Source organism: Bacillus mycoides (assembly GCF_001757995.1).
Classification (GTDB): Bacteria; Bacillota; Bacilli; order Bacillales; family Bacillaceae_G; genus Bacillus_A; species Bacillus_A mycoides_B.
This window is the reverse complement of sequence record NZ_LXLV01000062.1, coordinates 393,618-413,803: the sequence shown is the minus strand read 5'-3', so window position 1 is coordinate 413,803 and position 20,186 is coordinate 393,618. Positions and strand designations below refer to the sequence as shown.

General features: G+C 36.0%; 25 protein-coding genes and 1 pseudogene. 20 read left to right on the top strand and 6 right to left on the bottom strand.

From position 1 onward, the window contains the following. Positions 1 to 2: 2 nt before the first annotated feature. The 3 genes from BWGOE10_RS20450 to BWGOE10_RS20440 are packed head-to-tail and all read right to left on the bottom strand — an operon-like array spanning position 3 to position 2,320. Positions 3 to 1,064: an ABC transporter permease gene (locus tag BWGOE10_RS20450; RefSeq protein ID WP_070144746.1), complete on the bottom strand. Its 1,062-nt coding sequence runs from the start codon at positions 1,062 to 1,064 to the stop codon at positions 3 to 5. Beyond that, entirely contained in the window at positions 1,054 to 1,935 is an 882-nt protein-coding gene (locus BWGOE10_RS20445) for an ABC transporter ATP-binding protein (protein ID WP_070144745.1), read from the bottom strand. Before BWGOE10_RS20445 ends, BWGOE10_RS20450 begins: the two co-directional genes overlap by 11 nt. Then, entirely contained in the window at positions 1,901 to 2,320 is a 420-nt protein-coding gene (locus BWGOE10_RS20440) for a GntR family transcriptional regulator (RefSeq protein WP_070144744.1), read from the bottom strand. The genes BWGOE10_RS20445 and BWGOE10_RS20440 overlap by 35 nt, the downstream gene beginning before the upstream one ends. A gap of 166 nt (positions 2,321 to 2,486) precedes the next feature. Here BWGOE10_RS20440 and dacF point away from each other — a divergent pair, with 166 nt between their 5' ends. The 14 genes and pseudogenes from dacF to BWGOE10_RS20370 all read left to right on the top strand — a co-directional run bounded on the left by dacF (position 2,487) and on the right by BWGOE10_RS20370 (position 13,102). Continuing rightward, positions 2,487 to 3,677, top strand: coding sequence for a serine-type D-Ala-D-Ala carboxypeptidase DacF (gene dacF / locus BWGOE10_RS20435; protein ID WP_070144743.1), 1,191 nt, complete (start codon positions 2,487 to 2,489; stop codon positions 3,675 to 3,677). A gap of 165 nt (positions 3,678 to 3,842) precedes the next feature. Beyond that, a complete protein-coding gene (gene spoIIAA / locus BWGOE10_RS20430) occupies positions 3,843 to 4,193 on the top strand; it encodes an anti-sigma F factor antagonist (protein ID WP_002088460.1) in 351 nt (116 codons plus the stop codon). Beyond that, positions 4,194 to 4,634, top strand: coding sequence for an anti-sigma F factor (gene spoIIAB / locus BWGOE10_RS20425; protein ID WP_001243400.1), 441 nt, complete (start codon positions 4,194 to 4,196; stop codon positions 4,632 to 4,634). A gap of 12 nt (positions 4,635 to 4,646) precedes the next feature. Then, positions 4,647 to 5,405, top strand: a complete 759-nt coding sequence (gene sigF / locus BWGOE10_RS20420; RefSeq protein WP_002122210.1) for an RNA polymerase sporulation sigma factor SigF — start codon at positions 4,647 to 4,649, stop codon at positions 5,403 to 5,405. A gap of 137 nt (positions 5,406 to 5,542) precedes the next feature. Continuing rightward, positions 5,543 to 7,069: pseudogene (locus tag BWGOE10_RS20415) on the top strand (sodium-dependent transporter). After that, positions 7,069 to 7,167 (top strand): methionine/alanine import family NSS transporter small subunit, encoded by a 99-nt coding sequence (locus tag BWGOE10_RS20410; RefSeq protein WP_000016829.1) that lies wholly within the window; start codon positions 7,069 to 7,071, stop codon positions 7,165 to 7,167. Before BWGOE10_RS20415 ends, BWGOE10_RS20410 begins: the two are co-directional and overlap by 1 nt. A gap of 116 nt (positions 7,168 to 7,283) precedes the next feature. Then, positions 7,284 to 7,904, top strand: a complete 621-nt coding sequence (locus BWGOE10_RS20405; protein WP_070144742.1) for a stage V sporulation protein AA — start codon at positions 7,284 to 7,286, stop codon at positions 7,902 to 7,904. Next, positions 7,897 to 8,313, top strand: a complete 417-nt coding sequence (gene spoVAB, locus BWGOE10_RS20400) for a stage V sporulation protein SpoVAB (protein ID WP_070144741.1) — start codon at positions 7,897 to 7,899, stop codon at positions 8,311 to 8,313. Before BWGOE10_RS20405 ends, spoVAB begins: the two co-directional genes overlap by 8 nt. A 12-nt stretch (positions 8,314 to 8,325) precedes the next feature. Beyond that, entirely contained in the window at positions 8,326 to 8,784 is a 459-nt protein-coding gene (spoVAC, locus tag BWGOE10_RS20395) for a stage V sporulation protein AC (protein ID WP_070144740.1), read from the top strand. Positions 8,785 to 8,797: 13 nt separating this feature from the next. Continuing rightward, on the top strand, positions 8,798 to 9,814 hold the full coding sequence (gene spoVAD / locus BWGOE10_RS20390) for a stage V sporulation protein AD (protein ID WP_070144739.1): 1,017 nt from the start codon (positions 8,798 to 8,800) through the stop codon (positions 9,812 to 9,814). Positions 9,815 to 9,817: 3 nt separating this feature from the next. Continuing rightward, on the top strand, positions 9,818 to 10,168 hold the full coding sequence (gene spoVAE / locus BWGOE10_RS20385; RefSeq protein ID WP_070144738.1) for a stage V sporulation protein AE: 351 nt from the start codon (positions 9,818 to 9,820) through the stop codon (positions 10,166 to 10,168). 5 nt (positions 10,169 to 10,173) lie between these two features. Next, on the top strand, positions 10,174 to 10,743 hold the full coding sequence (locus tag BWGOE10_RS20380; protein WP_002088445.1) for a stage V sporulation protein AE: 570 nt from the start codon (positions 10,174 to 10,176) through the stop codon (positions 10,741 to 10,743). Next, the gene (gene spoVAF / locus BWGOE10_RS20375; protein ID WP_070144737.1) at positions 10,730 to 12,202 is read left to right on the top strand and encodes a spore germination protein SpoVAF; all 1,473 of its coding nucleotides are present in this window, start codon (positions 10,730 to 10,732) and stop codon (positions 12,200 to 12,202) included. The genes BWGOE10_RS20380 and spoVAF overlap by 14 nt, the downstream gene beginning before the upstream one ends. A gap of 96 nt (positions 12,203 to 12,298) precedes the next feature. Further along, positions 12,299 to 13,102, top strand: a complete 804-nt coding sequence (locus tag BWGOE10_RS20370) for a Cof-type HAD-IIB family hydrolase (protein ID WP_070144736.1) — start codon at positions 12,299 to 12,301, stop codon at positions 13,100 to 13,102. 31 nt (positions 13,103 to 13,133) lie between these two features. Here BWGOE10_RS20370 and BWGOE10_RS20365 read toward each other — a convergent pair whose 3' ends face one another. Then, entirely contained in the window at positions 13,134 to 14,000 is an 867-nt protein-coding gene (locus BWGOE10_RS20365; RefSeq protein WP_070144735.1) for a DUF1002 domain-containing protein, read from the bottom strand. Positions 14,001 to 14,187: 187 nt separating this feature from the next. Here BWGOE10_RS20365 and BWGOE10_RS20360 point away from each other — a divergent pair, with 187 nt between their 5' ends. Together BWGOE10_RS20360 and ribT are read left to right on the top strand one after the other, a co-directional pair. Next, the gene (locus BWGOE10_RS20360) at positions 14,188 to 14,625 is read left to right on the top strand and encodes a peptidylprolyl isomerase (protein WP_000853785.1); all 438 of its coding nucleotides are present in this window, start codon (positions 14,188 to 14,190) and stop codon (positions 14,623 to 14,625) included. A 484-nt stretch (positions 14,626 to 15,109) separates the two neighbouring features. Then, the gene (ribT, locus tag BWGOE10_RS20355) at positions 15,110 to 15,478 is read left to right on the top strand and encodes a GNAT family N-acetyltransferase RibT (RefSeq protein ID WP_000908403.1); all 369 of its coding nucleotides are present in this window, start codon (positions 15,110 to 15,112) and stop codon (positions 15,476 to 15,478) included. Between the two features lie 20 nt (positions 15,479 to 15,498). Here the strand turns inward: ribT and BWGOE10_RS20350 are convergent, their stop codons facing one another. Both BWGOE10_RS20350 and BWGOE10_RS20345 read right to left on the bottom strand, forming a co-directional pair. Further along, positions 15,499 to 16,017: a DUF309 domain-containing protein gene (locus BWGOE10_RS20350; RefSeq protein ID WP_070144734.1), complete on the bottom strand. Its 519-nt coding sequence runs from the start codon at positions 16,015 to 16,017 to the stop codon at positions 15,499 to 15,501. A gap of 99 nt (positions 16,018 to 16,116) precedes the next feature. Beyond that, positions 16,117 to 16,212 carry a YjcZ family sporulation protein gene (locus BWGOE10_RS20345; RefSeq protein ID WP_000510194.1) on the bottom strand — a complete coding sequence of 32 codons (96 nt, stop codon included), beginning with the start codon at positions 16,210 to 16,212 and terminating at the stop codon, positions 16,117 to 16,119. A gap of 169 nt (positions 16,213 to 16,381) precedes the next feature. On the opposite strand from BWGOE10_RS20345, the gene BWGOE10_RS20340 reads away from it, so the two are divergent. From BWGOE10_RS20340 to nagA, 4 genes are all read left to right on the top strand, one after another. Next, positions 16,382 to 17,125 (top strand): segregation/condensation protein A, encoded by a 744-nt coding sequence (locus BWGOE10_RS20340; RefSeq protein ID WP_070144733.1) that lies wholly within the window; start codon positions 16,382 to 16,384, stop codon positions 17,123 to 17,125. 158 nt (positions 17,126 to 17,283) lie between these two features. Continuing rightward, on the top strand, positions 17,284 to 17,856 hold the full coding sequence (gene scpB, locus BWGOE10_RS20335) for an SMC-Scp complex subunit ScpB (RefSeq protein WP_002014908.1): 573 nt from the start codon (positions 17,284 to 17,286) through the stop codon (positions 17,854 to 17,856). Between the two features lie 78 nt (positions 17,857 to 17,934). After that, positions 17,935 to 18,837, top strand: coding sequence for a ComEC/Rec2 family competence protein (locus BWGOE10_RS20330; RefSeq protein WP_070144732.1), 903 nt, complete (start codon positions 17,935 to 17,937; stop codon positions 18,835 to 18,837). Positions 18,838 to 19,043: 206 nt separating this feature from the next. Beyond that, positions 19,044 to 20,186, top strand: coding sequence for an N-acetylglucosamine-6-phosphate deacetylase (gene nagA / locus BWGOE10_RS20325; protein WP_002111602.1), 1,143 nt, complete (start codon positions 19,044 to 19,046; stop codon positions 20,184 to 20,186).

Genomic DNA, 20,186 nt, shown 5'->3' with positions numbered 1-20,186 from the left:
CTTTAAAAAACTTTATAATTTGTTAGACGTGATAGTACAACATAAGTAATGATTCCAGCGAGAAGCAAACTGATATAGTAGTTAAGTAAGAAATTAAATTGATTTATTTTATAGCCACCTAGTAATGCAAAATAAATGGTTGTCCCCCATACCCATATTCGTAAATGTTTTTGGAAAATAAATATCTTTTGAGTGTTTTCATTTGGCGATCGTGTATATAAATATGTTCCAAGTAGTAAGTAAAATATTGTATAGAAAATAGGGAGTAACATTGATTTGGTTGAATAATACATATGAGATGCTGGATTTCTTAAAGTAGTTGGATCGTTGTCCTTCTTACGGAATTTTGGATTATATTCATAATTAATAGAAAAGCGATAAATTGGTGCAACTATATTTGTTTTTTGGTTGATTTCATAAAGTTGTTCATATAATTTATTATTTTTAGTACTTGTAGCATCTAAATGGTTTGTTGTAAAAGTGTATAATAATGAGATGAATGTGAGTCCCATTAGAAGCCACGGAATACAAAAGACCACTTGTGAAACGATGCTTCCAGTAAAAGTACCGATACATAGTGCCGCTGTATATACTGCAACATAAGAAACAATCGCATAAAGAAAGTATCGATGAAATGGTCCAAATGATTGATAATCAAAATGGATTGTTGTTCTATAAATAACATACATAAGGATCCAATTTATAAGTAATGAGCCTACAATACAAAATGAACCAAAAGCCCATTTAGATAAAAAAACATCTTTTCTTTTAAATGGCATCGTCATAAGTAAAGTATTAGACTGGCTACTACGTTCCCATCCCATCAATAAACAAGCTAAAGCAATGATAAGAACAGTTAACCAAAAGCTATTACTTTCCCCTGACCCAAAAGAATAGAAATAATAGTACGTTCCCTTTTCTTGCAACTCGTGATATTCAGCAAGTTGTCGCTCGGCTGCTCTAAAGTATCCGAAAGATAAAAGATAAAGTGAACTAAAGAAAAACAGTAACACAGCATATTTCCCGCGCTTCCAATTCCACATCCACAACGCCTTATGAAACATACCCATCCTCCTCAAGTGTCGTAACGAAGACATCTTCAAGTGACATTGATAATTCTTCAATGAGTATTGGTTGCTCTTTATAAAACTTCTCCAGTGTTGTAGCAACATTTCCTTCAATTAAAATCGTATATACTTTTCCTGTTTGATTTAATATTTTAATATTGCTTAAGTTTTCTAGTTTTTGAGGTAGTGATCGTTCGTAAGCAACTTGCACTTTAGCAAATCGTGATTTTGCATCATCTAGTGATGTAATAGAATCTACTGTATGTCCTTTTAAAATAATGATTGTATCGGCAATTTTTTCAACTTCATCTAAATGGTGAGTGGAGATGAAAATTGTAATTTCTTTTTCTGCTACTTCTTCAACAAGAAATTGTAGAATCTGTCTTTTAACGATAGGATCAAGTCCGTTTGTCGGTTCATCTAAAATGATATATTCTGCTTTCGCAGCGAAAGCTAAAATGATCGCAAGTAATGCTTTCATTCCTTTTGAATAACTACGAATTCGTTTGTTTGGTAAGTTAAAACGTTCTAATATTTCATAAAAATATTGTTCATCAAATGCGGTATAAACTGCTTTATAAAACTTCACGATTTCCTTCACTGTATATCCGTTCAGTATGCTAGTAGAATCCGGAACATATACAACTTTTTGTTTAATTTCAGGATGCTTATGAACATCTGTATCTTCGTATGTAACAGTTCCTGCATCGGGATCTAAAATACCGACCATCGTTCGTAATAAAGTAGTTTTCCCCGCACCGTTTCTTCCGAGCAATCCGACGATACTACCCTTTTGTAATGTGAAAGAAACATCGTCTAAAATCGTTTGATTATCAATTGTTTTCTTCAGATTTGTCACTTTCAGCATCTGTATTTCCTCCAATCTCTTTATAGTATGAATCTATCCAGTTATGAATTTTATCTTTCGTAATCCCAAGATAAGAGGCTTCTAGTAATAATTGATGAAATTGCTTTTCAACCATAGCGATTTTCCTTTCGTCTAATGTTGGGGTAATCGATTGGGATACAAATGTTCCTTTTCCTCGTAATGTTTCAATAATCCCTTGGCGTTCTAATTCTTGATATGCTTTGCTAACTGTATTTGGATTTATGACGAGCAAAGAAGCGAGCTCGCGTACAGAAGGAAGCTTATCACTTGGAGCTAACATGTTTTTCAATACGAGTTCTTTTATATTTTGAACAATTTGTTCCCATATCGGAGTGTTGCTTCTTGGATCAAGTTGAATATGCAAGAGCAATGTCTCCTTCCTGATGAGTATTAAGTGTACTACTACGTGTAATACACTTAATACAATATAGGCAATGAATTTAGTTGTCAACCGAAAATGATAGAAAAATATGGTATTAAAAATGTATAAATTGGAAAAAATAAGTTTGATATAGAATGGAGGGTTAGTCATGAAGCGAGTTTTTGGAATACTTGTTTGTTTCATGTTATTGCTTTCTGGTACTTCAGTTAGTTTCGCACAGTCTGAGAAAACGAAGCAGGAGAAAACAGAAGAAACCGCGCCGAAGTTAGCGGAACAAGCGTCGTCAGCAATCGTAATTGAGCAAGATACAGGTAAAGTTTTATTTGATAAAAATCCGAATGAAAAGTTACCACCTGCCAGTATGACAAAGATTATGACAATGTTGTTAATTATGGAACAAGTTGAAAAAGGAAAACTAAAACTAAATGATAAAGTTAGAGCAAGTGAACATGCAGCTTCAATGGGTGGATCACAAATCTTTTTAGAGCCTGGGGAAGAGATGACCGTAAATGAAATGCTAAAGGGTATTGCCATTGCATCCGGAAATGATGCATCTGTTGCAGTAGCTGAGCATATCGCTGGTTCAGAAGAAGGCTTCGTAAATATGATGAACAAAAAAGCGAAAGATCTAGGACTGAAAAATACCCATTTTCAAAATCCGACAGGTCTCCCGGCCAAAGATCATTATTCTACAGCGAATGATATGGCTATTATGGCGAAAGAGTTGATGAAGTATCCACTTATTCGCAAATACACAGGTAAATATGAAGACTATTTACGTGAAAATACGGATAAGAAGTTTTGGCTCGTTAATACGAATAAGTTAGTACGTTTTTATCCTGGAGTAGATGGAGTGAAAACAGGCTTTACGACAGAAGCGAAATATTGTTTAACGGCATCGGCTGAGAAAAATGGTATGCGTGTTATTTCAGTTGTAATGGGAGCACCTACCTCAAAAGAGCGGAACAATCAAGTAACGAAGCTTCTTGATTATGCATTTGGACAATACATGACAAAGAAATTGTATACACGTGGTGAGAAAATTAAGACTGTACAAGTAGGAAAAGGTAAGGAAGAAAAAGTAGATTTAGTTGCGTCAGACAATGTGTCTCTTCTTATGAAGAAGGGCGAAAATATGGACAAAGTTAAACAAGAAGTGATTGCTGAAAAGAAAGTGAAGGCACCGATTAAAAAAGGTGATGCACTTGGCACACTTGTTATTAAAAGAGATAAAGATGTTTTATTAAAACAAACAATTGTAGCGAAAGAAGATGTTGAGGCAGCGAGCTGGTGGGAGTTATTTAAACGAAGCTTTGGGATGTTTTCAACATCAAAATAGCGGTGAAAATTTTGCCGCTTTTCTGTTCGTATTTACGGGGATAATTGCTGAAAGGTTTCACTTTATGACGAAATAGTTCTTCTTTTGTCAGTAGGAAGGATTCTTGTTTTATATCACGAAAATCTTATGTTAAAGAGTAAAGTTTGAGCATAAGGAGGAAATCGTGTGAGTCTTTCCATGCATTTAGAAGTAAAACGTGACGTCTTATGTGTGAGGCTAGAGGGTGAATTAGATCATCATACTGCTGAAGAGTTGCGAACGAAAGTAACAGATATGATTGAGACACATGGTGTTCATCATATTGTTTTGAGCCTAGAGAACTTAACATTTATGGATAGTTCAGGTTTAGGCGTTATATTAGGCCGATATAAACATGTAAAGGGATTAGGTGGAGAGATGGTTGTCTGTGCAATTTCACCGCCTGTTAAACGTTTATTTGAAATGTCAGGTCTATTCAAAATTGTTCGTTTAGAAGAAAGTGAAGCGCATGCGCTCGCGACGTTGGGGGTGGCATAGATGAGAAATGAAATGAACCTTCAATTTTCAGCGTTAAGTCAGAATGAATCATTTGCTCGTGTTACGGTAGCTGCTTTTATTGCGCAATTAGACCCGACGATGGAAGAACTAACAGAGATTAAAACAGTTGTGTCAGAAGCGGTTACAAATGCAATTATTCATGGGTATGAAGGAAATGCAGAAGGTGTTGTTTATATTTCAGTGATTTTGGAAGAAGCGATGGTGAAACTCACGATTCGAGATGAAGGGATTGGTATCTTTAACTTAGATGAAGCAAGACAACCCCTTTTTACAACTAAACCTGAATTAGAGCGTTCCGGAATGGGATTTACTATCATGGAAAATTTTATGGATGAAGTAGAAGTTATTTCAAACGAATCTTTCGGGACAACAATCCATTTGACAAAATACTTATCAAATAGTAACGCTCTATGCAATTAAGGAGAATAGCCAATGGACATAGAGGTCAGAAATGAGAAGAAGAAACCTCAGTTAAAGGACCACGAGCTAAAAGCGTTAATTCAAAAGAGTCAAGATGGAGATCAACAAGCGAGAGATACAATCGTTCAAAGTAATATGCGTCTCGTATGGTCGGTTGTGCAGCGATTTCTTAATCGAGGATACGAACCAGACGATTTATTTCAAATTGGATGTATTGGACTCTTAAAATCGGTAGATAAATTTGATTTATCTTTCGACGTGAAATTTTCAACATATGCAGTTCCAATGATTATCGGTGAAATACAACGATTTTTACGTGACGATGGATCAATTAAAGTAAGTCGATCTTTAAAAGAAACAGGAAACAAAGTCCGAAAGATGAGAGACGAGCTTTCGAAAGAATTTGGAAGGGCTCCAACGATTAATGAGGTAGCAGAGGCTCTTGAACTAACGCCAGAAGAAGTTGTTCTGGCGCAAGAAGCGAGTCGTGCTCCTTCATCGATACATGAAACTGTGTATGAAAACGATGGAGATCCAATTACTATTTTAGATCAAATTGCAGATCAATCGGAAACGAAATGGTTTGATAAAATTGCTTTAAAAGAAGCAATTAGAGAACTGGATGAACGAGAACGGCTAATTGTATATTTGCGCTATTATAAAGACCAAACCCAATCAGAAGTAGCGGAGCGTATAGGCATTTCGCAAGTACAAGTTTCAAGACTTGAAAAGAAAATATTAAAACAGATGAAAGATCGAATAGATGAGTAGCTATCTATTCGATTTTTTTATTGCCACGAAAAGGAGAAAATTCCAACTATTTCTAAAGAGTTTACAGAATTTATTGATAATTCAGTTAATTTAAACTATAATCCAAGTATGAACTTGTCACAAAGGGGGAAGGAAACATGGAAACGAGGCAACAATGGGGAACGAGGGCTGGATTTATTTTTGCAGCAATCGGTTCCGCTGTTGGACTAGGGAATATATGGCGTTTTCCTTATACAGCGTATGAAAACGGGGGAGGCGCATTCTTTTTACCGTACTTATTTGCATTATTAACGACTGGTATTTCATTGTTAGCTTTCGAGTTTGCTCTTGGGCATCGTCATCGTGGTTCGGCGCCACTTACATTCTTCCGTATTCATCGACGTGCTGAATTTATTGGATGGTGGCAAATGTGTGTGACATTTATTGTTTCAACATATTACGCTGTAATCATTGCTTGGTCTATTTCGTATACGTACTTTGCAATTACTGGAGCATGGGGGAAAGACACGCAATCATTTTTATTTAAAGAATATTTACATGTTGCAGATAAACCAGGACAGTTTGGAGGGCTTGTGCCGGAAGTATTAATTCCGTTAGCTCTCGTTTGGATTATTGTGCTTGGTGTTGCGTTTAAAGGAGTTAAAAAAGGAATCGAAGTTGTTAACCGCATTTTTATTCCTTTACTAGTTGTTATGTTCCTTATTATCGTTGTTCGTGCAGTAACGATGGAAGGTGCGATGCAAGGATTAGATGCATTCTTTAAACCAGATTGGAGTCGTATTTTTGATGGGAAAGTATAGCTTGCTGCTTACGGTCAAATTTTCTTTAGTTTATCTTTAGCATTCGGAATTATGATTACGTATTCTAGTTATTTACCGAAAAACTCAGATACAACAAATAATGCTTTTATTACAGGGTTTGCAAATTCAGGATTTGAATTGTTGGCAGGTATTGGTGTCTTTGCAGCTCTTGGATTTATGGCAAATAACATGGGGGTACCGGTTGATAAAGTAGCTAGTGCTGGCGTAGGACTTGCATTTGTAGTATTCCCGCAAATTATTAATGAGTTACCGATGTCACCGTTATTTGGTGTACTATTTTTCTTATCTTTAACTGTTGCTGGAATTACATCACTCATTTCACTTGCAGAAGTATGCTTTGCCGCTGTATCTGAAAAATTCAGCTTGAGTCGTCAAAAGACGATTGGAATTATGGGAACGCTATTAGTATTAGTTTCTCTTGTTTTTGCAACGCGAGGGGGACTTATGTTCCTAGATGTTGTTGATTACTTCGCTAACAATTTTGGATTGATTACAATTGCACTTGTTGAAGTAGTTACAATAGGACTAATCTTGCGCCGTTTACCAGTTTATCAAAATCATGCAAACTTTGTGTCTGATATAAAGTTAGGGACGTTTTGGAGAGTGAGTTTACTCGTTATTACTCCACTTATGTTAGGGTATATGTTAATTGATGGTACAATCCAAAACATTAAAAAGAACTACGGAGATTATCCGACGGAATTTGTTGTAACGTATGGTTGGTCGATAGCGGCAGCATTCCTTCTAGTCGCGCTAGTTATTGGTCTGAAAAAATGGAATGCACAAATACATTCAGATTCTGCCCAGCTTGAAAAAGAATGGAAGGACCGAGGTGTTTCATGATGAGTGGATCAGCGATTATGATGATGGTTATAGGTATGGTAGTCATTTGGGGAGGACTTGCATTAAGTATTGCAAATTTATTTAAGAAAAAGGCATAAGCTAAAAAACATCTGTACCGAAACGGTACAGATGTTTTTTTATGAAAAAATTGTATTAGAAAAAAATTCAATAACCATACTACAACTACGAGGAAGAGTGAAGGGGTGAATGAAAATTGGAAGGAACAATTTATATTAAAATGCGCAATCGTTTAAAAGTTTCTCCTGCGTACGAAATAAAGCTGAGTGATGTTGCTCAACTTGCAGGAGATTCTTTTGTAGTTGAGTCGTTACAAAATGAGATAGTTTACAACATAACAGCACATGATAAGACGCATGTTGTAATTGATGTCATGAAAGTAATTGAGATTATTCAACAAAAAGCATCTCATGTACAAATTAATTTACTGGGTTCTGGACAAACTCTTGTTGAAATTATATATAAAAAAAAGAAAGTGCATCCGGTTTTCTTTGGACTTGTATGGTTTTTGCTTTTCATTGGAGCGGCCCTTGCGATAATTTATTTCCATGAGGATGTAAGTATGCAACAAGTACATCAACGGTTATATTACATGATTACTGGAGAGTTTAAGGAGCAACCACTATTATTTCAAGTTCCATATTCAGTAGGTCTTGGATTAGGTATGGTTTTATTTTTCAATCATGTATTTCAAAAGAGAATTAATGAAGAGCCTAGTCCGTTAGAAGTTGAGATGTTTCAATATCAACAGTCGCTTGATCAATATGTAATTGTTAATGAAAACAAGGATAACACGAAACAGCTTGCCGATGATTGAATGTGGGTTTGTTATATTAATTGGTTTAGCTGGCGGGATTGCAGTAGGTAGCGGATATGTTGCCTTTTTAGCTGTTCTCGGTATTATCCCGCGCTTAGCTCAATTAACGAGAAGTGGAAAGCATATTCAATATTTTGAGTGGGCTGTCATTGCGGGTACTTTAACTGGGGCTTGGTGTAGTTTGAAAAACATTACATTTCAAACATCGCAATATTGGCTCGTAATATTAGGGTTATTTTGTGGCACATTCATTGGAATGCTTGCTGCGGCATTAACAGAAGTATTAAATGTTTTACCTATTTTAGCGAAACGAGTCGGGGTAGAGGGGAAAATTGTTATTTTGCTCGTTGCTCTTGTACTTGGAAAAGTAATAGGCTCATTGTTTCACTGGATTTATTTCGTAAAGTAGGAGGCAATATATATGGCAGGGCGAAAACTGAAAGATGATTACATAAATAAAGTGAAGGAGTACCATCCAAAGCCAAACTATTTGCTAAATTGTGTGAAGGCATTTCTTGTAGGTGGGTTCATTTGTACAGTCGGAGAAATATTGATGAAATTTTATATACATTATTTTCACTTTAGTGAACAAGAGGCAGGAAATCCGACAGTTGCAACGCTTGTTTTATTATCAGCAATTTTAACAGGGTGTGGTGTATATGATAAAATCGGGCAATTTTCTGGAGCGGGATCAGCAGTACCAGTTACTGGATTTGCGAATTCTATGGCGAGTGCTGCGCTAGAACATAGGAGTGAAGGAGTTGTTCTAGGAATTGCTACTAACATGTTTAAGCTTGCAGGAAGTGTCATTGTATTTGGAGTCGTCGGTGCATACATTATCGGGTTAATAAGATATACATTTCAAATTTTAATGTCTTAAAGGAGGGGGAGGTATGAGATTGACAGGGAAACAAACGTGGGTATTTCAAAATGATATCTTCGTGAATGCAACTGGTACTGCTGTCGGTCCGAAAGAAGCTGAAGGCCCTCTTGGAAAGGATTTTGATATTTCATATTCTGACTTACATTGCGGAGAGGAAAACTGGGAACTTGCTGAACGAAGGTTAATGTCAGACTCAATTCAACAAGCGATGCAAAAAGGAAATAAAAAAAAATCACAAATTGATTTCTTTTTAGCGGGAGATTTATTAAACCAAACAGTGACAGCAAATTACGTTGCTCGTGAGTATGGTATTCCTTTTTTAGGGATGTTCAGCGCTTGTGCGACGTCAATGGAAACTTTGGCGATTGGATCAGCTTTTATAGATGGTGGATTTGCGAATCGTATTTTAGCTACAGTAAGTAGTCATAATGCGACGGCTGAAAGACAGTTTCGTTCCCCAACAGAATACGGAGGACAAAAGCCAGGGACAGCAAACTCAACTGTTACTGGAGCAGGATCAATATTGATTAGCAATGAGGAGAGTGCAATTAAAATAACATCAGCAACAATCGGAAAAGTACAGGATTTAGGAATTGCTAATCCTTTAGATATGGGATCGGCAATGGCACCAGCTGCTGCTCATACAATTCAACAGCATTTTGAAGATTTGAGAAGAAGTGCAGCTGATTATGATCTTATTGTTACTGGTGATTTATCAGCTGTTGGAACACCAATTGCGAAACAGCTTTTACTTGAGGAAGGGTATGATTTGGGGAATGTATACAACGATTGTGGGTTAATGATTTACAATTCAAATCAAGAAGAAGTGTTCGCAGGGGGCAGTGGTTGTGCTTGTTCAGCTGTTGTAACATACGGTCATTTATTGCGTGAAATGCAAAAAGGTAATTTACAAAGAATTTTTGTAGTTGCAACTGGAGCTTTATTAAGCCCGGTGATGATGCAGCAAAAGGAAACGATTCCAACGATTGCGCATGGTGTTGTGTTTGAAAGAGTTAAAGGAGAGTGAATTGTGGATTTTATATATGCATTTCTTGTAGGAGGAGCTATTTGTGTAATTGGACAAGTGTTGTTAGATTTCGCAAGGTTAACACCAGCACATTTAATGGCAACTTTTGTAGTCGCCGGAGCTATTTTAGACGGATTTGGATTGTACGATAAGCTTATAAAATTTGCAGGTGCTGGGGCAACGGTCCCTATTACAAGTTTTGGACACTCACTATTACACGGGGCAATGCATGCGGCAGAAAAACATGGATATTTAGGAATTGGAATCGGTATGTTTAGCTTAACGTCAGCGGGGATTTCAGCGGCGATATTATTTTCATTTTTTGTTGCACTTATATGTAAACCGAAAGGATAAATCGAATGAGACGAAGGGTTGTTTTGGTCACAGATGGAGATGAATATGCAAAGCGGACAATTGAGCTGTTAACAAAGGAATTTGGGGGAAGGTGTATTTCAGCATCGCAAAGTAATCCGACCAAATTGACAGGGAAGAAAGTTGTTGAGCTTATTATGCAAACGCCATATGACCCTGTATTTGTCATGTTTGATGACAGTGGATTTATAGGAGAAGGATCTGGTGAAAAGGCGTTAAAGTATGTTGCAACACATAAACAAGTTGATGTACTGGGTATTTTAGCAGTAGCATCTAATACACATCATTGGGAATGGGCGCGTGTAGATGTAAGTGTAGATCGGAATGGGAATTTGACAGAATACGGCGTTGATAAATTTGGACTCCCAGATGGTGAAATTGGCAGGATTAGTGGGGATACGATTTATTGTTTAGATGGTCTGAATGTTCCTGTCATTGTAGGGGTCGGTGATATTGGCAAGATGTGCGGAAATGATGAATGGGAGAGAGGATCACCTATTACTAGAAAAGCGATTCAATTAATTTTGGAAAGGAGTGGGTTTTATGACGAAGCCTAAAAAAGTGAATATCCCGATTTCATCTTTTTTAAGTGATAATGAAAATTATTTAAAGCAAACGGTTGGACTAGGTGTTACATATGATGTTGGTATTCGTAAATTTCAAATTTTAAATAAAGAAATTGGTGTGTTATTTGTAAATGGACTTTGTGATACGAATTATATTATCCCTATTTTAGAAGAAGCGGTGGATACAAATGAAATAAGGGATGTAGAAGAAGATACAGTAAAGCTTTTAGAGAATCGTTTAATTCACCAACAAGTAAGTAAAGTAAAAACGATGGATGAGGTAATGCTCCAAGTATTATCAGGACTCATTGTTATATTTGTGGAAGGTGAAACGGAAGCGTTCGCAATAGATGTTCGTAGTTATCCGGGCCGGACACCGACAGAACCAGATACAGAAAAGGTAGTGCGTGGTGCAAGGGATGGCTTTGTTGAAAATATCGTTGTAAATACAGCGTTAATTCGTAGAAGAATACGCGATCCACGTCTTCGAAATGAAATGGTTCGAGTAGGGGATAGATCGCAAACGGATATTTGTATTACATATGTACAAGATGTTGCAAATCCGGATTTAGTGAAGATTATAAAACAAGAATTAAATAACATTGAAGTAGATGGGATTACAATGGCGGATAAAACGGTAGAAGAATTTGTAGTCAAACAAGGTTATAATCCATTCCCGCTTATTCGATATACAGAAAGGCCAGATGTAGCAGCAAATCATCTATTAGAAGGCCATGTGTTAGTACTCGTTGATACATCACCAAGTGCTATGATCACTCCAACAACATATTTTCACCATTTACAACATGCAGAAGAGTTTAGACAAAATCCAGCTGTAGGTACATTTTTACGTTGGGTACGTTTTTTAGGTGTTATATTTTCACTGTTCTTACTGCCATTTTGGTTAGTTTTTGTTTTTGATCCAACTCTTTTACCGGAAAGTCTTGCTTTCATTGGACCAAATAAGATGACGCATTTACCAATTTTATTACAAATTTTGATGGCGGAAATCGGACTCGAATTTTTAAGGATGGCTGCCATTCATACACCGACATCATTGTCGTCTGCAGCAGGATTAATTTCAGCTATATTAATTGGTCAAATTGCAATTGATGTAGGTTTGTTTGTACCAGAAGTTATTTTGTACGTAGCAGTTTCTATGATTGGAGCATATGCTACGCCAAGTTATGAACTAGGGCTTGGGAATAAGATTGGAAAATTATTTGTTATTATTTTGACGGGTATATTTCATGAAATGGGATTTGTCATTGGAATGACGATATTGATTTTATTTTTAACATCTATAAAAAGCTTGCAAACACCGTATTTATGGCCGTTTTTACCGTTTGATTGGGGCGCGTTAACGAAAATTTTACTTCGTCCAACTATGTCTAGTTTAAAGGTTCGTCCAAGTATTGTAAGGCCTCAAAATGTGCGAAGACAAAAATAAGTGGGATTATGCTCCCGCTTATTTTTTATTGAAAATTTATTGTTTTTTTAACAAAAATCAAACATTTTTTTTGTACAATTAGAGTAGATATTGTGTATGGAAGGGGAAGAGGACATGATTAAACTATTTGTAAGTGATTTAGATGATACGCTCGTTTACAATGTGAATCATATGCAAAAAGAAGATGAACGAGCGCTTTGTTGGCTAGCTGAAAAAGGGACAAATATTTGTTTTGCCTCTGGCCGTTTTACTCACCGAATTGATGAGGCGGTAAAAAGGTTTTCGTTCCCGTATTACACAACTAGTTTAAATGGAGCGACAATGATACTACCGGATGGAAAAGTATTTCATGAATCAAGTTTTGAAGATGGGGTTGCCCAGGAAATATATCGATATATACATAAAAAGGGACTAGCAGATATTGTTTGTGCAAATGAGCAGCGATATACAAAAAGGAAGAATGAACATCATCATACTTTTGAAGAGTATATGGGAGTGCATATTGCTGAAATCGAAGAACTAGAAGAGGAATTTGGGAAGACGGTACATCCTGCGAAATTGTTTGTTTTTGGAGAAGAAGAAAAAATTGTAGCATTAGATCAAGAGTTGCGAGATACATTTCAGAGCGAAGCGGAAGTTTTTATATCGGGTAAGCGCTATGTTGACATTATGCCAAGAGGTGTAAGTAAAGGAAGCGCTCTGAAGAGATTAATGGAACATTTAAAAATTGAAGCAAATGAAGTTGCATGTATTGGAGATTCTTTCAATGATATTTCTATGTTTGAAGTAACCCCGCACTCCTTCACCCTTCATCATGCTCATCCGTATGTGAAGGAGAAAGCAAATCATGTTGTTCGTTCGGTTGAAGAAGCTATTATGAAATTACCGTTACTTGTATAAAAAAGAAGCCCGCCAGCGGCGAGCTTCTTTTTTACTTGAATAAAGATTTAACGAAATCGATGATACTAGAGAAGAAATCTTTTACTTTATCTAGGAAACTTTGTCCTTCTTCAGATCCTAAGAAGGCAGACACATGGTCTTTTGCTTTATCTAATTGGCTACCAACTTGGTTCCAATCGATATTAAGATTTTTCATTTTATCAAATAACGCTACTAAGTTATCCAACTGTTCATCTGTTAATGTAATGCCAAGTTGATCAGCAATTTTTTTAATTAATGAGCGTAAATCTTCAGTTGTTTTTGGCTGTTCTTTTGCAATTTCTTCTTTAATTTTTGCAACAAGTTGAACTGCTTTTTCTTCACCAATTTTATCACCAAGTTTTGCTGTTTGCACCATTTCTTCATTGGCTACTTTTTTAACATCTTCTGGAATTTCTTTGTTCGATGTTGTTTCATAGGCCTTCATTAAACCTGTTAAAGCAGCAGTTCCGGAAACTTTAAATGGTGCAGTAATTTGAATCTCTGCATCTTTCACACCTGCTGTAATAAGTGCATTTGTGTACATTGCATCTGTTATCGAATTAATGTTTTTTGAGCGTACAATGAGACCTGACCCTGGTTTTGTGTATGTAATCATAGAAGAGGAAATTGCTCTTGTACCAATTTGTGATTTTGGAACAATTCCTTCTAGAAATTTATGTTCTTCCGCATTAGACACAGTGATGATTGTAGCATCTTTTGGTGCTTTCATTTCTTTTAACAGCTCTTGTTTTTGTTGTTCAGATAAGTTTTCTCCTAGTGTAACAATTGATTCTCCCTCAATGATGTCTGCAAATGAAGCTGTTGGCATAATAAATACGGCTACAGCTAATAGCAGAGCTAGTAATTTCGCTTTCACGAAAAATCGCTCCCTTTCTCTTTCTAAAATTTTCGGGCAACACAGTTATTATAGTATATTTTTAAAATTTGTCACCTAGCTTTTTCCACATTTCGAAAAAGAAGTATGCAGATTGTCGGATTCTTTTTGTTTCTCGTCATGAATATGTTAATATAGTGCTGAGATAGTTGAAAGGAGACATATACATATGAAAACTTTAGGATACATATTAATGGAAAATGGCGAAAAAATCGATTTGGAATTTTTCCCAGAAGAGGCACCAAAAACAGTAGAAAACTTTAAAAAATTAGCAGAGCAAGGATTTTATGATGGTGTGACATTCCACCGAGTTATTCCTGGCTTCGTAAGCCAAGGTGGAGACCCAACAGGAACAGGAGCAGGTGGCCCAGGTTACTCTATTCCATGTGAAACTGATGGAAATCCTCATAGACATCTTGTTGGCTCACTTTCTATGGCACATGCTGGCCGTAACACAGGCGGTAGCCAATTCTTTGTTGTTCATGAGCCACAACCGCATTTAGATGGCGTACATACTGTATTCGGTAAAGCAACAAGCGGTATTGAAACGGTATTAAACATGCGTCAAGGTGATGTAATGAAAGAAGTTAAAGTTTGGGAAGAATAAGTTATGAGAAAAAGAGAGCGATTTTGCTCTCTTTTTTATTTCCTATAAACAGGAATTGTTATATATTTTAAAGTATATGACACAAATAGGACGGCTACTAACGTTAAATTATATTGTTCATGAGAACACACTTTTAATAAAATACATAGGATGGAGTACGAATTATATGCTTCAATAAATGGATTTCTCTTAACATATTGCTTTTGGTAGAACTACTTTTTTCAAAAGTGGTTAGTAATTAAAATGTGATGAGAAAGGGATTTTCCTTTTAGTTCTTATATAGTATTGTCTCTTTTTTGAGCGGTGTAATAGAAAGAAATAGCGTGGAAACATATATTTGACTTTCTTCTTAACGCTTTGTATGATTATCAAGTTGTTTCAGCCTCTTCTCACTCTGGTAAAAATATTGTAGAATGAATGTGATATGAAAAGAGTGATTGATGGGATAAATAGTTTGTAACTTTTGTAAGAAGGGATAAGGGTTATGTTAATTCGTTTTAAAAAAAGTTATGAAAAAATTGCAATGGGGCTTCTTTCATTTATGCCAACTGAAAAAGATGTAAAAACATTACAATTGACAATGAAAGAATATGAAGCGAAAGAGGATTGGCAATTGTATTTGTGGAAACAAAATGAAGATTTTGTTGGGATAATGGGGATTATAAAAAAAGAAGATCAGGTATTGGAAATTCAGCATTTGAGCGTGAATCCGTCTCACCGTCATATGGGGATTGGGACGAAGATGGTTCAAGAGCTTAAGAGTAAATTTCTTGAGTTTACAATTTGCGGAAATGAGCAAACAGCAAGTTTTTGCAAAAAGTGTAAAGAGCTTGAACAAAATATACATTCATGAAAGCAGGGATAAGTAGTTTATTATCTCTGCTTTCTTTTTTGTAGTTGTTCGTGTCGTTCAGAAATGACTTCTGTTCGATCACGCAATGTGTGCTTATTTATGATGTATTCACCAGGAATGACGTTCACATCTTTCCAAGAGAGGTTTTGTTTCTTACATAACTGTATGCATTGTTTTTCTAACGATGTGTCTAATAATGGTAAAAATAATGGCGCGAAAATTTTCTTTTTGTGGATAGATTGTAGCCTCTCATTTAATAGGAATATAAGTTGTTTATGATCTATTCCTAATTGATGTAACGGCGCACTGTTCTTTTCTAAAAGTGCTATTGCGCTTTTTATCATCTTCTCTGCGCCATTCCAGTTGGATCGTCTGTGATGGTATAAGGAAACAGCAATTTGAATGAGACCGACTAAGTAATTGTCGCGTTCTCCTCTAGGTTTTAATTTCCAATACTCTTCTAATATTTCATGACATTCAAAATAATCATAGTCTCCATGAAAATGAATTAAAAATTGTATGTACTCGGTAGGATACATTTTTTTCGCTCCTGTCTAAAGGTTCTATGTACAGTTTATCATAGAAATATTAACAATAAGCGACTAGAGAAATATCCCTAGTCGCTTTATTGCTTCCTATTAGCAGAAGCAAGCTGCTCCTACAATGATTAGTAAAATGAACAGTACAACAAGTAATGCGAACCCACCGCTAAAACCGCAATCAACGTGACCCATAGTTTTTTGACCTCCTACATTGTTCTTACTACATTGTTATCATATGAAGCGGTGGGCATTATGACATGGGCATAGGTCTATTTTTAATTAAATTTCTTAAAAAGGTTGGATAGAACATGAGGATGCTCTATACTTATGGTGTTATAGAAAAAATGTGGTGGGATGCTTTGTGCAGTATAATTTTAAAGTAGAGGCTTTTGAAGGGCCTTTAGATCTATTGTTACACTTAATAAATCGTTACGAAATTGATATATATAATATTCCTGTAGCGGAAATTACAGAGCAATATCTATCTTATGTCCATACGATGAAAGAATTACAATTAGATGTTGCCAGTGAGTATTTAGTAATGGCTGCAACGTTATTACAAATTAAAAGTAAAATGTTGTTACCGAAACAAGAAGAAGATGTACCTGATAACGGTGAAGACTTTATAGATGATCCTCGTCAAGAATTGATGGAGAGGTTAATTGAATATAAGAAATATAAGCAAGTTGCTACTGAGTTAAAAGAAAGAGAACAAGAAAGAGCACAGCTATATACACGTCCGCCAATTGATTTTACATCATTTCAACAAGAAGAGGAGACAAGCTTACCTCTTGATGTTACGTTATATGATATGTTAGCGGCATTTCAAAAGCTAATGCGTCGTAAAAAAGCAAAAACCCCCGTAACAGCGCGAATTACTCGCCAAGAAATACCAATTGCACAGCGAATGACTGATATTCTACAACAGTTAGAAGTAAGAGGCGGTCGTCAAAGCTTTTATGATTTGTTTGCTGATGAAGAACGCGAAATAATGGTTGTAACATTTTTAGCGGTTCTTGAGCTAATGAAAAATCAACAAATCATAATTGAGCAAGAACATAATTTTGATGAAATTTTCGTATCAAGCTCTAATAAATCCGTATAGAGCCAGCATGTGAAGATGGGATATAAATATTTTATCTCATGTTAGGTTTTAATGTATCGTTTGGAACGAGAGAAGAAATATTGAACCGAACGCATTTACTGTGATTCGGTTTTTTTATGTGTATTTTTTATGGGAAATAGGAGGAAGGAGTTCGTAAAATGGATAGAAAAGAACAAAAAGCGATTATTGAAGGGCTTTTATTTGTTGCAGGTGACGAAGGGATTTACCCGGAACAGATAGCTAAAGTTCTGGAAGTTGAAGTGGAAGAAGTAATAAACAGTATAGAGGAAATGCAAAAAGAGTGCGAAGGATCGAATCGCGGTTTGCAAATTGTACAATATGCAAAAGTGTATCGTTTTGCAACAAAGAAAGAACATGCTTCGTACTATCAAAAATTAATAGATACTCCAACTGCGGCTTCACTTTCTCAAGCAGCTCTTGAAACGTTGGCAATTGTTGCGTACCGTCAACCGATTACAAGGACAGAAATGGAAGAGATTAGAGGTGTGAAAACGGACAAGGCATTACAAACGTTAGTTTCACACTTACTTATAAAAGAAACAGGAAGAGCGGAAGGCCCAGGGCGTCCTATCTTATATGGAACTACGAAAGAATTTTTGGACACGTTTGGATTGAAAACGTTAGATGATTTACCACCTCTTTCGGAAGAAAATGAACAAATGAATGAAGCGGATTTATTCTTTGGTTCTTTACAGGAATTATCAAAATAAAAGCTTAGCATTTTGCTAAGCTTTTTTTGTATATCAATTACAGAGCGTGCCATACTAAATGAAAAAAGGAGACGAGCTATGAAAGGTGTACGGAGTATTCTATTGTTGGTTTCTGTTTTATTATGTTTTTCGTTAAACAGCGCATCGGCTAAAAGATATATGATGTCTATTCATACTGCGTCTTCTATACATATGCAGCGGCAACACTTTGGTAAAATGAAAGTGAGTTTTTTAAAAGTTGGACAAGGTGATGCGACACTTATTACATTGCCAAATGGTCAAACGATGTTAATAGATGGGGGCCCGTATGAAGCGGGAGAGGTTATTATTCAAAAACTAATTGAAAAAGGAATTAATCATTTAGATGTGATTGTAAGTACTCATCCGGATATGGACCATATAGGGGGACTTATTCCAATTGTAGAACAAATGCCGGTTGCACTCGTATTAGATAGTGGAAAAACATATAGTTCATTTACTTATCATACGTATCGGAATAATATTAAAAAAAGGGGTATATCTTTCATTTCAGTGAAGGAAGGACAATATATACCGCTAGATCCACATGTTTCTATACAAGTGTTGAACAATGGTAAATCGAAAGACGAGAATAACGAGTCCTCAATTGTGCTAAAGATTCGATATGGTAAAGCGGACTTTTTATTAATGGGTGATGCTGATATACGGACAGAAAATGAAATATTAAAGCAATTTGATGTACATGCAGATGTATTAAAAGTTGGGCATCATGGCTCGTATACTTCAACGAGTGAAACATTCTTAAAAAAAGTAGATCCACAATTCGCTATTCTTTCGTACGGGAGTAGAAATCCGTATGGGCATCCTCATCAAAGTGTAGTAAGACGATTAAAACAGCGTGGTATAATGATATACGGAACAAACAAGCGTACTGTAGAAATAGAAACAGATGGTGAACATATTACTATGGGGACGAGTGGTCTTATGCCATTACTTAAGTAACCAATTATATAAGAGGGTATTTTCCATTTTGGAAAAAATGAATAATATATATTATAATGAAAAAGAAATCAATTTCCTTTTTTCGCTAAACGAAGAGGAAATTTCATTAGAATGTATAGACAACTACTTGTGTGTATATTAAGATGGAATTAGGCGAATAAGGTAATAATAATAAGTAGGTATTTCATGGGAAAGGATCGATGAAAATGAAAACGCAAGTTGTCATCAATGCCAAAATTTATACAGGTAAAGAAGTAGTGGAAAACGGATTTATTCGTTACGCAGAAACAGTTAAAGAAATTGGTTTGATGGCTCAATATGTATCACAAGAAAATGAAACTGTGTTAGATGCGGCAGGAAAGATTGTGATTCCAGGTATGATTGATGTTCATATTCATGGTGGATACGATATTGATGCGATGGATGCAAATAGCGATGGATTAGTAACTCTTGGTAAAGAAATGCTAAAAGAAGGAGTTACAACGTACTTCCCAACAACAATGACACAAGCTCCAGAAGCGATTGAAGCGGCGCTAAGTGCTGCGAAGGAAGCGAAAGATAAAGGGGCACATTTCGAATATATTCATTTAGAAGGACCATATGTTTCAAAAAAACGTGCGGGTGCACAACCACTTGAACATATTGTTCCTGCGAGTATCGAGCAATTTAAACAATGGCAGGAAGCAAGCGGTAATCTAATTAAATTAGTAACATATGCACCGGAAGAAGAAGGTGCGTTAGAGTTTGAACAGTATCTTGCTGAAACAGGTGTTGTTGGCACAATGGGGCATACAGATGCGATTGATGCACAACTGAAAAATAGAAAAATTACACATGCAACACATTTATACAATCAAATGCGTGGATTACATCATCGTGAACCAGGAGTTGTTGGTCATGTGTTATTAAATCCAGATGTAATGGTTGAAGTAATTACAGATGGTATTCACATTCACCCTGATATGGTGAAATTAGCGTATAAATTAAAAGGACCGAAAAAAGTAAGTGTCATTACAGATGCAATGCGTGCAAAAGGTCTTGAAGAAGGATTATATGAACTTGGCGGACAGCCAGTACATGTAAAAGATGGCAGTGCCCGATTAGAAGATGGAACGTTAGCTGGTAGTATTTTGAAAATGGATCAAGCTTTCCGAAATGTAATTGAATTTACAGGATGTTCAATCGAGGATGCAGTGTTGATGACATCAGTTAACCAAGCAGAAGAGTTTGGATTAAATAATAAAGGCGCGTTAGCGGCAGGTAAAGATGCAGACTTTGTTGTTATGACTGAAGAATTACATGTATATGATACGGTTCGTTTAGGAATTCATATGAAGGAAGGGAAGTAA